General features: G+C 52.2%; 11 protein-coding genes. 6 read left to right on the top strand and 5 right to left on the bottom strand.

Features of this window, described 5'->3' with window-relative positions; translation table 11 throughout:
• Nucleotides 1-15 precede the first annotated feature (15 nt).
• The 5 genes from RFN81_RS03535 to gcvT all read right to left on the bottom strand — a co-directional run bounded on the left by RFN81_RS03535 (nucleotide 16) and on the right by gcvT (nucleotide 6,521).
• On the bottom strand, nucleotides 16-915 hold the full coding sequence (locus RFN81_RS03535) for a carbohydrate ABC transporter permease (protein WP_264497810.1): 900 nt from the start codon (nucleotides 913-915) through the stop codon (nucleotides 16-18).
• The gene (locus RFN81_RS03530; protein WP_264497809.1) at nucleotides 905-1,777 is read right to left on the bottom strand and encodes a carbohydrate ABC transporter permease; all 873 of its coding nucleotides are present in this window, start codon (nucleotides 1,775-1,777) and stop codon (nucleotides 905-907) included. The genes RFN81_RS03535 and RFN81_RS03530 overlap by 11 nt, the downstream gene beginning before the upstream one ends.
• Before the next feature lie 172 nt (nucleotides 1,778-1,949).
• Nucleotides 1,950-4,820: an aminomethyl-transferring glycine dehydrogenase gene (gene gcvP / locus RFN81_RS03525; protein ID WP_264497808.1), complete on the bottom strand. Its 2,871-nt coding sequence runs from the start codon at nucleotides 4,818-4,820 to the stop codon at nucleotides 1,950-1,952.
• Nucleotides 4,821-4,937: 117 nt separating this feature from the next.
• The gene (gene gcvH, locus RFN81_RS03520; protein ID WP_264497807.1) at nucleotides 4,938-5,330 is read right to left on the bottom strand and encodes a glycine cleavage system protein GcvH; all 393 of its coding nucleotides are present in this window, start codon (nucleotides 5,328-5,330) and stop codon (nucleotides 4,938-4,940) included.
• Between the two features lie 81 nt (nucleotides 5,331-5,411).
• Nucleotides 5,412-6,521, bottom strand: coding sequence for a glycine cleavage system aminomethyltransferase GcvT (gene gcvT, locus RFN81_RS03515; RefSeq protein WP_264497806.1), 1,110 nt, complete (start codon nucleotides 6,519-6,521; stop codon nucleotides 5,412-5,414).
• Nucleotides 6,522-7,083: 562 nt separating this feature from the next.
• Between gcvT and fucO the strand changes: the two genes are divergently transcribed.
• The 6 genes from fucO to napF all read left to right on the top strand — a co-directional run bounded on the left by fucO (nucleotide 7,084) and on the right by napF (nucleotide 13,662).
• Complete coding sequence (gene fucO, locus RFN81_RS03510) at nucleotides 7,084-8,235, top strand: lactaldehyde reductase (RefSeq protein ID WP_264497805.1); 1,152 nt, start codon at nucleotides 7,084-7,086, stop codon at nucleotides 8,233-8,235.
• Nucleotides 8,236-8,625: 390 nt separating this feature from the next.
• A complete protein-coding gene (locus RFN81_RS03505) occupies nucleotides 8,626-11,061 on the top strand; it encodes a DMSO/selenate family reductase complex A subunit (RefSeq protein ID WP_264497804.1) in 2,436 nt (811 codons plus the stop codon).
• A gap of 13 nt (nucleotides 11,062-11,074) precedes the next feature.
• Nucleotides 11,075-11,701 carry a DMSO/selenate family reductase complex B subunit gene (locus RFN81_RS03500; protein WP_264497803.1) on the top strand — a complete coding sequence of 209 codons (627 nt, stop codon included), beginning with the start codon at nucleotides 11,075-11,077 and terminating at the stop codon, nucleotides 11,699-11,701.
• Nucleotides 11,694-12,467, top strand: coding sequence for a dimethyl sulfoxide reductase anchor subunit family protein (locus RFN81_RS03495; RefSeq protein ID WP_264497802.1), 774 nt, complete (start codon nucleotides 11,694-11,696; stop codon nucleotides 12,465-12,467). Before RFN81_RS03500 ends, RFN81_RS03495 begins: the two co-directional genes overlap by 8 nt.
• Before the next feature lie 44 nt (nucleotides 12,468-12,511).
• On the top strand, nucleotides 12,512-13,108 hold the full coding sequence (locus tag RFN81_RS03490; RefSeq protein WP_264497801.1) for a TorD/DmsD family molecular chaperone: 597 nt from the start codon (nucleotides 12,512-12,514) through the stop codon (nucleotides 13,106-13,108).
• Nucleotides 13,105-13,662 carry a ferredoxin-type protein NapF gene (gene napF / locus RFN81_RS03485; RefSeq protein ID WP_264497800.1) on the top strand — a complete coding sequence of 186 codons (558 nt, stop codon included), beginning with the start codon at nucleotides 13,105-13,107 and terminating at the stop codon, nucleotides 13,660-13,662. The genes RFN81_RS03490 and napF overlap by 4 nt, the downstream gene beginning before the upstream one ends.
• Nucleotides 13,663-13,786 lie beyond the last annotated feature (124 nt).

The following is a 13,786-nucleotide window of genomic DNA, read 5'->3' as shown; positions in this document are numbered from 1 at the left end:
TCGCCCGTAGACGATTTACTTAATGCCCGAGAAACCGAAACTACTCAGAAATTGCTTCTGAAACACAATAAAAGCGATCATCAGTGGCAGGCATACCAACAACGTACCTGCGCAAATCAATCCCCACTGCCCGCCAGACTCAGCGCCCATCGCGAACGACACTAACCCAATGGTCAGCACCTGTTTGTCTGGATCGTTGAGCACCATCAGCGGCCAGAGATATTCGTTCCAGTGATACGTGATGCTGACCGTGGCAAAGGCCAGTATCGACGGCCAGGTCATTGGGATCAGGACGTGAAACACCACCTGCCACCAGCGGCAACCTTCCATCAACGCCGCTTCTTCGATCTCTTTAGCAATATTGAGAAACGCCTGGCGCATCAGAAACACACCAAATGCCGAAGCGAAATACGGCATCATCACACCGGTCAGCGTATTGAGCAGGCCAAGCTGCTTGAGCGTCATCATGTTCGGCACCATCATGACGACGGGCATGATCATCAGTTGAATCAGCAGCAGGTAAAACAGCAGCGTTTTGCCGCGAAACTCGTGGTAGGCAAAGATGTAGCCGGCCGTGGTGATCGTCACCAACTGAACCAGAAACGTACCGACCGCAAAAATCAGCGTGTTAGCGTAAAGCCTTACCCAGTCAGCGCTGTCCCACGCATCGCGAAAGTTATCGAGCGTCAGCGGGAATCGTGGTAGCAACGAAGCCATGTCTTCACCAAAACTACTGGCGCTGATGGAAGAAGACAGCATCCAGATAAATGGACTGATCCAGAGCAGTGCGGCACATATCAATAGCAATGGCAGCGTAAATCGCGATGTGGTACGCAGCGGATTGGACGTGCTTAATCCCGCAACGCACGGATTCTTTACGCTCCGAACGTCAACGATTTGATTCTCAGCGCTCATAATGTGCTCCCTTCTCCAGCACTTTCAGATTCATAATGGAAAAAGCGAATAGCATCACCAGCGTCAGGAACGTCGCGGCGGAAGCTTTGCCCAGATCGTGCGTATCATTCGCCAGATCCTGGATGTAATAGAGCAGCACAGTCGTGGCGTTATTCGGCCCGCCGCGCGTCATCACCGCAACATGGTCGATTTGGGTAATGGCGTAAATAAAGGCAATGGTGACCACAAAGGCGATGGTTGGCCGCAATAGCGGCAGCGTGACGTAGAAAAACACCTGACGCCGCGAAGCCCCTTCCATCAGCGCCGCCTCGCGAGCGGAAGCGGAAATCGCTTGCAGACCGGCGAGAAAAAACAGCATGTAATAGCCGGCAAATTTCCAGATACCGATGACGCTTACTGCCACCAGCGCACTATTACTCATGCCGAGGTAGTTGTTGTTCATCGGGCCAAACACTTTCGCCAGATAGTAATCCAACAGCCCCAGCCCCGGCATAAAGATAAAAAGCCACAGCGTCGCGGCGCTCACCAGCGGAATAATCATTGGAAAAAAGAAGGCGGTGCGTAGCCAGCGATTCACACGCGTGTTTTCCCACAGTAGCACCGCGAGCACCAGCGCCAGCAGCACGCCGGGCACTACCGTCATCAGGATATACAGCGCATTGTTCAGAAGAGCCTGCCAAAACACGGCGTCCTGCACCAGGCGCACAAAATTATCCAGCCCAACAAACAGCGGCGCATCGGCATTCAGCCGGGTGTCATACAGGCTGTCAATAACCGAACGCACGAGAGGGAAATAGGTAAAAGCAAGTAAAAAAATCAGCGTTGGTAACAGTACAAGGTAGGGAAAATATTTTGCACGCATAACTCAAGGATCGCTCAGAGTGAAACAGAGGGCGATACCCTAAAGCACTAGCATGTCACGGGGGCGTCAGTTTAATGACATTTTGATTTCGGAGGTAAATAGTTTTCTGGCTAACTAGATATAGCCTCGCAGGCTACAAACACCGGCGAGGCCAGGTTATTCAACTACGCGATTAATAGTCGCTTATTGGCACACATGAACAGAACAGGTTACGATCGCCGTACACATCATCCAGGCGCTTCACGCTCGGCCAGTATTTGTGTTCGCTCCCTGCCGGGAATACCGCCAGTTCGCGGCTGTACGGGTGCGTCCAGTCCGCGACCAGTTCCGCCTGCGTATGCGGTGCGTTAACCAATGGGTTGTCGTCCAGCGGCCATTCCCCCTGAGCGACGCGATCGATCTCAGCGCGGATCGCCAGCATCGCAGCGATAAAGCGATCGATCTCAACCTGACTTTCTGATTCCGTTGGTTCCACCATCAGCGTACCCGCGACCGGAAACGACATCGTCGGGGCATGAAAACCGTAGTCAATTAGACGTTTGGCAATATCCATTTCGCTAATTCCCGTGCTTTCCTTGAGCGGACGAATATCCAGAATACACTCGTGTGCGACACGCCCGTCACGGCCGGTGTACAGCACCGGATACGCCTGCTGCAAGCGTGTTGCAATATAGTTAGCGTTCAGGATCGCCATCTGGCTGGCCTTTTTCAGCCCTTCCGCGCCCATCATCCGAATGTACATCCAGCTAATCGGCAAGATGGACGCACTACCAAATGGTGCTGCGGAGACAGCGCCTTGTTCCGTCAGCACACCTGCGATTTTGACCACCTGATGACCTGGCACAAACGGCGCCAGATGCGCTTTGACGCCAATCGGCCCCATGCCCGGCCCACCGCCACCATGCGGGATACAGAAGGTTTTATGCAGGTTCAGGTGCGATACGTCTGCGCCGATGTAACCCGGTGACGTAATGCCAACCTGGGCGTTCATATTCGCACCATCGAGATACACCTGACCGCCGTATTGATGCACGATCTGACACACTTCCCGGATTGTCTCTTCGTAGACGCCGTGGGTAGACGGATACGTCACCATGATACAAGAAAGGTGTTCGCCCGCCGCCTGCGCTTTCTCCCGTAGATCGTGCAGGTCGATATTGCCCTGTTTGTCACAGGACACCACCACCACGCGCATACCCGCCATCTGCGCCGACGCCGGATTAGTGCCATGGGCAGAGCTGGGGATCAGGCAGATATTGCGGTCGGCTTCATTGCGGCTTTCATGATAGCGGCGGATCGCCAGCATCCCGGCATATTCCCCCTGCGCGCCCGAATTGGGCTGCATGCACACTGCGTCATAGCCCGTTAGTTGTACCAACCAGCCGGATAGTTGCTCGATCATCTGACGATAACCCAGCGCCTGTTCAGGCGGGCAGAACGGATGCAGTTCAGCAAATTCCGGCCAGGTAATCGGCAGCATTTCCGCCGCGGCGTTAAGCTTCATGGTGCAGGAACCCAGCGGAATCATCGCCTGATCCAGCGCCAGATCCTTACGCGCGAGACGATGCAGATAGCGCATCATCTCCGTTTCACTATGATAACGGTTGAAAACCGGATGCGTCAGAATCGCGTCCTGGCGCACCAATCCGGCAGGGATAGTTGCCGCTTGCTGGTTAACCGCTGCATCCAGCGCCTCAATATCCAAACCGTGATCGTCACCTAGCAGCACTGCAAACAGCGTCAATACGTCTTCACGCGTGGTCGCTTCATCCAACGTGATGCCCACGGCACCTGCCAAATCGCTGCGCAAGTTGATACCAAAGCTTAATGCCCGACTGAGCACCGCGTCTTTGTCCGCTACTTCAATCGTCAACGTGTCGAACCAGCTACGATGGCGTAGCAGCAGACCGCCCTGTGTGAGCCCCGCCGCCAGAATATCGGTCAAACGGTGGATGCGCGACGCAATGCGTTTTAGCCCTTCCGGCCCGTGGAATACCGCATACATCCCTGCGATATTGGCCAATAGCACCTGAGAAGTACAAATATTCGAGTTCGCCTTTTCGCGGCGAATATGCTGTTCACGCGTCTGCATCGCCATGCGCAATGCCGTGTTGCCCGCCGCATCGCGCGATACGCCAATGATGCGTCCCGGCATCGCGCGTTTATGCTCGTCACGGCAGGCGAAGAACGCGGCATGCGGGCCGCCGTAACCCATAGGGACGCCGAAACGCTGTGCGGAACCAAAGACAATATCCGCCCCCTGCTTACCCGGCGCGGTCAGCAGCACCAGCGCCATAATATCTGACGCCACACAACTGATGACCTTGCGCGCCTTAAGTGCCGCGATTAAATCGCTATAATCGTGCAACTCGCCGGTCGTCCCAATCTGTTGCAGTAGTACACCAAACACCGCGTCGTCTTTCAGCGCCTCTTCCGCTTTGCCGACCACAATCTCGAAACCGAAGGTTTTCGCTCGAGTTCGCACCACATCCAACGTTTGCGGATGCACGTCGGCGGCGATGAAGAAACGGTCGGCTTGCTTGAGCTTGCTGATGCGCTTCGCCATCGCCATCGCTTCCGCCGCTGCGGTCGCTTCATCCAATAGCGAAGCGGAAGCCAAATCCAGCCCGGTTAAATCCTGTGTGACCTGTTGAAAATTCAATAATGCCTCAAGCCGCCCCTGAGAGACTTCCGGCTGATACGGCGTATAGGCGGTATACCAACCTGGGTTTTCCAGCATGTTACGTAAAATCACTGGCGGCATCAGTACCGCGCTATATCCCATACCGATATAGCTTTTATAGCGTTGATTGCGCCCTGCAATCGCCTTCAACTCAGCCAACGCCTGGTGCTCGGCCACCGCTTCCCCCACTGCTGGCGGGCAGGGCAATTGGATGTCCGCCGGGACAATCTGGCGGATTAGCGCATCCAGCGACGTCGCGCCGACAACCGATAGCATGTGCTGCTGCTGGCTGGCGGAAGGACCGATATGGCGCTCGATAAACGCGCCGTCATGTTCGAGTTGACTGAGTGTCTGGGTCATTACCGTAATTTCCTGCTTCAATCGTGCCTGCTTCAATCGAGATCGCTGCCGCGCTGAAAGACGACGCGGGCGCACAAACAAAACGCCCCCGGTTCAACAAAACCGGGGGCGCGATCACTACTCGTCTTCTTCTAACGATGCCTGATAGCCTTCGGCATCAAGTAGTTCATCTAAATCGGACTCATCAGCAATTTTGATGCGAAACAACCAGCCGTCGGTATAAGGCGCGCTATTCACCAGTTCAGGCGCGTTATCCAGTTCGTCATTGACTTCCACAATTTCACCGCCGATGGGCGCATAAATATCTGAGGCCGCCTTTACCGATTCCGCTACCGCGCAGTCATCGCCTGCTGCGACGACCGTCCCCACTTCCGGTAAATCGATAAATACCATGTCCCCCAGAAGTTCCTGGGCATGTTCGGTAATGCCCACGCTATAAATCCCCTCGCCTTCGTGCAAAACCCATTCATGTGACGTGGTATATTTTAATTCCTCTGGTACATGACTCATTGCATCCTCTCTTACCTAAAATAGTGAACCCTTTAGCGCTACTGCGATTAAACGATAGCGGTTATTCCATGATCGCCGTTATTAAATGATGGCTTTTCCGGCACGCACAAAGCCGGGTTTGGTCACACGCACAGGTAGCTCCCGATGACGGATCTGTACGATGGCCTGTTCGCCAATTCCCACCGGCACACGCGCCAGCGCGATACTCACGCCGAGCGTCGGCGAGAACGATCCGCTGGTAATGACGCCTTCACGCATCACGCCATCCCGGTCGGTAAAGCGCACCGGTAACCCATTACGCAATACGCCTTTTTCCGTCAGTACTAAACCAACCAATTGCTCGGTGCCCTTTTCACGCTGATGCGTTAAGGCCTCACGCCCGATAAACTGGCGATCTTCCGGTAGCCAGGCGATCGTCCACCCCATGTTAGCCGCTAGTGGCGAAATGCTTTCATCCATTTCTTGTCCGTACAGGTTCATTCCGGCTTCCAACCGCAACGTATCACGAGCGCCCAGCCCACAGGGTTTCACACCCGCTGCGAGTAACTGTTGCCAAAAATTAATTACCTGGTCATTCGGCAATGCGATCTCATATCCCGCCTCGCCCGTATACCCTGTCGTCGCGACGAAGAAATCGCCCATCTGGGTGCCGAAAAAGGGTTTCATACTAGCCAGTGTCGCGACATCCGCCTCACTCAGGCCCATTTCCTTCAGGAGGTTTCGTACTTTTTCCTGCGCTAACGGGCCTTGTACGGCAACCAGCGACAGATCCTGACGTTCGCGAATTTCAACGCTGAACGGCGCCGCGTGCTGCTTAATCCAGGCGAGATCTTTTTCGCGGGTCGCGGAATTCACGACCAACCGGAAATAGTCTTCCGTCAGAAAATAAACGATCAGATCGTCGATGACGCCACCGGAAGCATTCAGCATACCGGTATAAAGCGCTTTACCCGTCTGCGTGAGTTTGGCGACATCATTTGCCAGCAGATAGCGTAAAAACTCACGGGTTCTCACACCGTGCAAATCAACGATTGTCATGTGGGACACGTCAAAAATACCGGCCTCTCGACGCACGGCGTGGTGTTCATCCAGTTGAGAACCGTAATGCAGTGGCATCATCCAGCCGTGAAAATCCACCATTTTAGCGCCATCAACCAGATGCTGTTGATACAGCGGGGTCTGCTTTGCCATTTTCCATCCCTCTCATGCGTACGGCGTTATGCGAACAAAACGCACTACGCAAACGATATCTTTTGACTGAACTTACCACCGAAGCCTGGGTTAAACCACAGCTTCAGACATAAGATAAAGTATATATAAAGCCTTAAAACCATAACCTCCCACAAAAAACAAATCAGCAATAAAAACTAAATAACCAAAACAATGTAGATATAAATTAATTTAAAAGAACAAAAAACACATATTAATGCTATTAAATATGAAGAAATCAGATAATAACACACGAAAAAAATCACCTTTCGGATTAGATAATCTAATGATAAAAACGAGCTTAAATTAGATTTTTTCAATCAAACCGTATTGCGCTACTCCCTTTTCCTCATATTCCCCTCGTTGTTCATCATGGCAATTCTGTGAGCTAATTCTCAGAAGTCTTTACCTCAATGCCAGCATATAGGGTGATATGGCAACCGAGGGAAGGCGTTAAGCGCTTATTTTCGTCACCCTAACAGCAGGGAATTACGCAATATCTATCTTTCGATTTATCAAAATTACCGTTAACTGGGGGCATATAATGGCTAACAGAATGATTCTTAACGAAACATCCTATTTTGGCACAGGCGCTATCGCTCAAATTGTCGATGAAGTAAAACGGCGAGGGTTTAAGAAAGCTCTGCTGGTGACAGACAAAGATTTGGTTAAATTTGGTGTCGCTACGAAAGTGACCGACAAGCTTGACTTGGCCGGGCTTTCCTACGAGATCTACGATGAAGTCATTCCCAATCCCACCATTAGCGTGGTGAAAAAAGGCGTAGAACGTTTCAAGGCAGCGCAGGCCGATTATCTCATCGCCATTGGTGGCGGTTCACCGCAGGATACCTGTAAGGCGATCGGAATAATCATTAATAATCCCGAATTTGCCGATGTCCGCAGCCTAGAAGGCGTCGCCGCCACTCGCCGTCCCTCCGTACCCATTATCGCTATCCCTACCACCGCGGGCACTGCCGCTGAAGTCACCATTAATTACGTCATTACCGATGAAGAAAAACGCCGCAAGTTCGTGTGCGTCGATCCGCATGACATTCCGCTTGTCGCCATCGTCGATCCCGATATGATGGCGAGCATGCCAGCATCGTTGAAAGCGGCCACGGGGATTGATGCGCTAACACACGCTATTGAGGGCTTTACGACCAAGGCGGCCTGGGAATTAACCGATACGCTGCACCTGAAGGCCATTGAAATTATCAGCCGTTCATTGCGGGATTCCGTGGCCGGAAAGCCGCAAGGCGTGGAAGATATGGCGCTCGGGCAGTACATCGCCGGTATGGGGTTTTCGAATGTCGGGCTTGGGTTGGTGCATGGTATGGCGCACCCGCTCGGCGCGTTTTACAACACACCGCACGGCGTCGCCAATGCCATTCTACTGCCGCACATCATGGCCTATAATGCGGATTATACGGGGGAAAAATTCCGTGACATTGCCGTCGCCATGGGGGTTAACGGTGCGGTGGAGATGCCGATTGCACAGGCGCGCGAGGCGGCAATCCATGCCGTTAGACAACTTTCTCACGACGTTGCTATTCCTCCGAGACTGCGCGACGTCGGGATGAAAGAAGAAGATATTCCCGCATTGGCGCAAGCCGCTTTTGATGATGTTTGCACTGGCGGCAACCCACGCGAAACCAATATCGAAGAAATAAAAGCGCTGTATCAATCTATTTATTAAAATATTGATAATGCCACCCGTAATCCGCTGCGGGTGGCGTTAAAAATAGAGGCTCGGAAATACACGATAGCTCCCGCACATCACCATCTCGTGAACCCTGTCACCTTCCGAATTCTTTATTCCAGCCATCGCTGTCCCTGAAAAACAGAACACCTGATTAACACCCTTCGATATTATCGGCTTACCCATTGAGGACGACTCAGTCATGCCTTGCCACACCTGTCATATGTTATCAAGCACTCATGACCGATTCTGCTCACCATGAGCGGTTCAACTTATTCAATCAATCCCATCGTTTGATCATTATCAACCGATGAAAATAACCACTCCTTTATGATTAATAAGATTTACATATTAATAATAATATTGAATTCAATGTGAGTAATTAAAATGATTATACAAGAATGGTTTAATACAAAATTAACCCGCCGAGATACGGTAACAGGGACCGTAAAAATCGGAGCCGCTATTGCGCTCAGCAATGCGATCGCTCTACCGTTTTCTCCCGTAGTCCAGGCTGAAATATCCAGCACCTCATCCCCGGCAAGTGACGATGGAGAAACGGTTCGACATAGCGCCTGCCTGGTTAACTGCGGTAGTCGTTGCCCGCTTAAGGTGATTGTCAAAGACGACCGCATTGTCCGTATAGAACCAGAAGATGCAAAAGACGACGCGGTGTTTGGCGAACATCAAATTCGGCCCTGTTTGCGTGGGCGTTCCAGCCGCTGGCGAGTCTATAGTCCTGACCGCATCAAATACCCGATGAAGCGCGTTGGGAAACGCGGTGAAGGAAAATTCAAACGCATTTCATGGGATGAAGCAACGGCTTTTATAGCAGCAGAACTAAAACGCGTGACAGAGAAATATGGCCGTGAGGCCATTTATTATAATTATCAGTCAGGCGCGTATTACCATACGCAGGGGACACAAGCATGGAAGCGTCTTCTTAATCTCACCGGCGGTTATTTAAATTACCACAATACCTATTCCACAGCGCAAATTGCGACAGCGACGCCGTATACTCACGGCACTTATGTCGGCAGCCATTTTACGCAAATCGCCCATTCCGATCTTGTGGTGTTGTTTGGTCTGAATTTGTCAGAAACACGCATGTCTGGCGGCGGTCAGGTGGAAGAATTACGCCGAGCGTTGGAAACGTCAAAGGCCCGAGTGATTATCATCGATCCACGCTATACCGATTCCGTCATTACGGAACACGCCGAGTGGTTGCCTATTCGCCCAACAACCGATGCCGCACTGGTGGCGGGTATCGCACACACATTGATTACCGAACAGCTCATTGATGAAGAACAGGTGAACAAATACTGTGTGGGCTATGACAGTAGCACATTGCCGGAAGGTGCTGCGCCGAATGCCAGTTACAAAGATTATGTAACGGGCAAGGGCGACGATGGCATTGCCAAAACGCCAGAATGGGCGGCAGAGATCACCGGCATTCCGGCAGCGCGCATCCGTCAACTGGCGCGAGAGATCGCCTCGGCACGCGCCTGTTACATTTGTCAAGGCTGGGGGCCGCAGCGTCACGCTAACGGCGAACAAACCGTGCGCGCCATCCAGACGTTACCCGCGTTAACTGGCCACTTTGGCCTGCCGGGAACCAATAACGGCAACTGGCCTTATGGCACACCTTATGGCGTGCCGAAGCTACCAATTTTAACCAACCCGGTCAAAACGTCTATTCCATGCTATCTCTGGACGGATGCCATTCTGAACCCGGAAAAAATGACGTCTACCACGATGGGGGTAAAAGGGGCAGACAAACTCAAAACCGGCATCAAGCTGTTCTTTAACCAAGCCGGTAACACCCTGTTGAACCAGCATGGCGAAACCAATCGCACGCGCAAAATTCTCGCGGATGAAAGCTTGTGTGAAACCATTATCGTCATTGAAAACCATATGACGCCGAGCGCGAAATACGCCGATATCCTGCTGCCGGAAACCAGCTATCTCGAAGCGGAAGATCTGGTCGACAGCTCCTATGCCGCAGGTTCTCATAACTACATGATAGCGTTGCAGAGAACCATTACCCCAATGTGGGAAGTGCGTAGCACCTACGATATCTGTGCCGATATCGCCGGACATCTGGGACTACGCGAGCAATACACTGAAGGCCGCACGCAGGCGCAATGGGTGGAATTGCACTATCAGCAGATCCGTAATAAGCGCCCCTACCTGCCAGAGTGGTCAGTGGCGAAAGATATGGGCGTGGTCGACCAACGTATTGCCACAGAGGAAGAAAGCCTTGCATTTGCCGATTTTCGTGCCGATGTTGAGAAACATCCGCTGAAGACGCCTTCCGGTAAGATCGAGATTTATTCGCAGGCACTGGCCGATCTTGCAAAAGAGTGGACGCTGCCTGAAGGCGATCGCATCCCAGCGGTGCCAGAGTTCTGTGAAGTGAAAGAGTCGCACCTAAACAAAACATTGACCAAGAAGTATCCGTTGCAGTTGAGCGGCTTTCATACCAAAGGCCATACCCATTCAACTTATGCCAACCTGCTGACACTGCATGAAGCTGTGCCAGATGAAGTATGGATAAATCCCATAGATGCCAACGCACGTCAGCTAAAATCCGGCGATCTGGTACATGTATTCAACGATCGCGGTGTGGTGGCAATCCCTTGTAAGGTGACGCATCGCATCCTCCCAGGCGTGGTGGCAATGCCACAGGGAGCGTGGACCCGGCTGGATAGCAATGGTATCGATGTTGGCGGGTGTATTAACACCTTAACTAGCCACCTACCGTCGCCTCTGGCGAAAGGGAACCCGCAACACACTAACCTCGTTGAAATCAAACGTGCCTGAGGAGTGATCCGCAATGAAACAGTATGGCTTTTATGTTGACTCCTCACGCTGCTCTGGTTGTAAAACCTGTCAGGTCAGTTGCAAGGATAATAAAGATCTGGACGTTGGTCCGAAATTCCGTCGTGTCTATGAATACGGTGGTGGAAACTGGGTAAAAGAAGGTCAAAGTTGGCATAACGATACTTTTACTTACTACCTCTCCATCGCTTGTAACCACTGCGATGCGCCGGTATGCGTATCAGGGTGCCCTACCGGTGCAATGCATAAGCGTGAAGAGGATGGGCTGGTGCTAGTGGATGACAGTATTTGCGTCGGTTGCCGTTATTGCGAAATGCGCTGCCCCTATGGCGCGCCGCAGTTCGATGCGAAGGCAAAAGTGATGCGCAAGTGCGACGGCTGCCTTGACCGATTAGAGAAAAATCTGCGCCCAATCTGTGTAGATTCCTGTCCACAACGGGCACTGGATTTCGGCCCAATTGATGAACTGCGGGCAAAATACGGTACTGAGAACGAAATTGCGCCACTGCCTGCCGCGTCACTTACCTACCCTAACCTCGTTATTAAGCCGCATCCGAAAGCCCGCCCTACGGGAGATAAAGAAGGGGCAATCGTGAACCTCAAGGAGGTGCGCCATGCATGAATTACCACTGGTGTTTTTTACCGTCTTTACTCAAAGCGCGGTCGGTGCGTTTATTCTGTTACTGATTGGTGGCACGCTAAGGCAGATAGACGAGCGGCGGATGACCATTGGCCTGTTTTCTATGATGTGTCTCTTTGGTATTGGCGTGTTACTGGGGATCTTCCACGTTGGTCAGCCACTACGCGCGTTGAATATGCTTTTGCGCGTGGGCCATTCGCCAATGAGCAACGAAATTGTGCTATCAGCAATGTTTGCAACACTTGGTGGTCTAGGGGCGTTAGGCCTACTGCTCAACCGTGGCGCGGTTGTACTGTGCAAAGGGTTAGTGTGGCTGGCTGCCATTGTGGGCGTATTTTTTATTCTCGCCATCCCACAAATCTACCAGTTGCCGACCGTAGTGACCTGGCGAACACCTTACACCATAGTGATGATGATACTGACGCCGTTGATTGGCGGCGGTATTCTGGCTGGGCTATTTGGCCTACGTCTTGGGATAGTAGTGAGCGTGCTGGCAATCCTTATCAGCTTCGTCCTGCATCCAGGCTATATCTCATCACTGATGAGCGCTGATGGTGTGTTGACCGCGATGCAAACCCACTGGTTTACCGCACAGGCAGCGCTACTTGCGCTAGGGGTAGTCGGTATGATGGTTTGGGCACGACTCAAATCGACTATAGCCGTTCTGGCATCCACGGCGCTGGTCGTTATTGCCGCTGAATTGGTGGGCAGGATTGCGTTTTACAATCTGTGGACGTTACCGATGTAACCTGTGAGCGGCTTTGGCCGCTCTGTTTTTAAAAGGAGTCAGAGATGACGCCAGATGCACTATTGCCGAGGATACTCGGTGCATTGTTTTATTACTCACCGGAACGACCCGAGGTAAAAGCGCTTTTAGATTGCCTGAAGATACTGCCAGAGCTGTATCCATGGCGCGATCCGGCACGAATCGCGCCACTATGTGAGGATTGCCCGATGCCAGATCATGATGCGCTGCTATGGCAATTCTCCGTCCTGTTTGAAGGGCAAGGGGAGATGCCGATTCCGCCCTGGGGATCGGTCTGGCTAGAACGCGATAACCTGTTGATGGGCAATACTACCGCAGAGTACCGTGCCTTTTTGCAGTCTCAGAACATGATCTTTGACTCACAGCAGAATGAACCGGAAGATCAGTTTGGTTTAATGTTGTTAGCCTGTAGCGCACTTTTTGAAGCTGGAAAGGAAGCCGCCGTTAATCAGCTTTTAGAAATATATTTACTACCATGGGGGTATCGTTATCTTGAACGGTTGCGCGACAACGTGATAAGTCCGTTTTATGCGCGGCTTGCCGCCATAACGATGCTTTATTTACAAGACATTGAGCGGCAACGAGGGCTACAACCTGTAGAGAAAAGGCTGTTCTTCGGATGAACAAGTCAGAAGAATATTATCGGGCGCTGATGACTCATCGGCTCGTCAGTCGGCGCGGGCTATTCCGCGCATTGATCAGCGCGGCAAGACATGCGACACCAGAAACCGCTCCTCCTCGTCTGGCGCATCCGCTACCGCCGGGAGCTATTCCTGATGAGCAGTTCATCACACAATGCACCCGCTGCAACAAATGTATCGATGCCTGTCCGATGGGAATTCTGATCCGGCATGAAGATGGTTATCCGCAACTGGCGATTGAGTATGCCAGTTGCGATGGTTGCGCTCGATGTATCTCCGCATGCCCAACCGATACGCTGCGTGCGCAATCTCATTTTGATACCGGGCTACGCCCGGCGTTCAGTGACGCCTGCGTAAATCTGATACGCCAGTGTAACCAGTGTGTCGAAGCGTGCCCGGAACAGGCTTGCACATTGGACGAGAAAGGGATTCCCCAGGTAGAAAACGATCGCTGCAACGGCTGCGGCGAATGCCAGGTACAGTGTTATGCCGACGCTATCAGTCTGATACGCATACCGCACCTTGCAAAATCATAGATATTATTGACTATTATTATTTACTTAGAACCTATCCCAATAGGCGTCATTGGCGCAGTCAGTTTGGTCACGGACAGCGCGCAGAAACCGGAGCGTACACGGAGTACGTAAGGATTTCGAGCAC

Origin of the sequence: Pectobacterium cacticida, from assembly GCF_036885195.1 — a bacterium.
Classification (GTDB): domain Bacteria; phylum Pseudomonadota; class Gammaproteobacteria; order Enterobacterales; family Enterobacteriaceae; genus Pectobacterium; species Pectobacterium cacticida.
Note: the sequence above shows the minus strand (reverse complement) of the source record. Positions and strands in the feature narration are given on the sequence as shown.

Coding starts and splice junctions, on each gene's coding strand:
- RFN81_RS03535 (WP_264497810.1), bottom strand. CDS start 915: ATGAGCGCTGAGAATCAAATCGTTGACGTTCGGAGCGTAAAGAATCCG.
- RFN81_RS03530 (WP_264497809.1), bottom strand. CDS start 1,777: ATGCGTGCAAAATATTTTCCCTACCTTGTACTGTTACCAACGCTGATT.
- gcvP (WP_264497808.1), bottom strand. CDS start 4,820: ATGACCCAGACACTCAGTCAACTCGAACATGACGGCGCGTTTATCGAG.
- gcvH (WP_264497807.1), bottom strand. CDS start 5,330: ATGAGTCATGTACCAGAGGAATTAAAATATACCACGTCACATGAATGG.
- gcvT (WP_264497806.1), bottom strand. CDS start 6,521: ATGGCAAAGCAGACCCCGCTGTATCAACAGCATCTGGTTGATGGCGCT.
- fucO (WP_264497805.1), top strand. CDS start 7,084: ATGGCTAACAGAATGATTCTTAACGAAACATCCTATTTTGGCACAGGC.
- RFN81_RS03505 (WP_264497804.1), top strand. CDS start 8,626: ATGATTATACAAGAATGGTTTAATACAAAATTAACCCGCCGAGATACG.
- RFN81_RS03500 (WP_264497803.1), top strand. CDS start 11,075: ATGAAACAGTATGGCTTTTATGTTGACTCCTCACGCTGCTCTGGTTGT.
- RFN81_RS03495 (WP_264497802.1), top strand. CDS start 11,694: ATGCATGAATTACCACTGGTGTTTTTTACCGTCTTTACTCAAAGCGCG.
- RFN81_RS03490 (WP_264497801.1), top strand. CDS start 12,512: ATGACGCCAGATGCACTATTGCCGAGGATACTCGGTGCATTGTTTTAT.
- napF (WP_264497800.1), top strand. CDS start 13,105: ATGAACAAGTCAGAAGAATATTATCGGGCGCTGATGACTCATCGGCTC.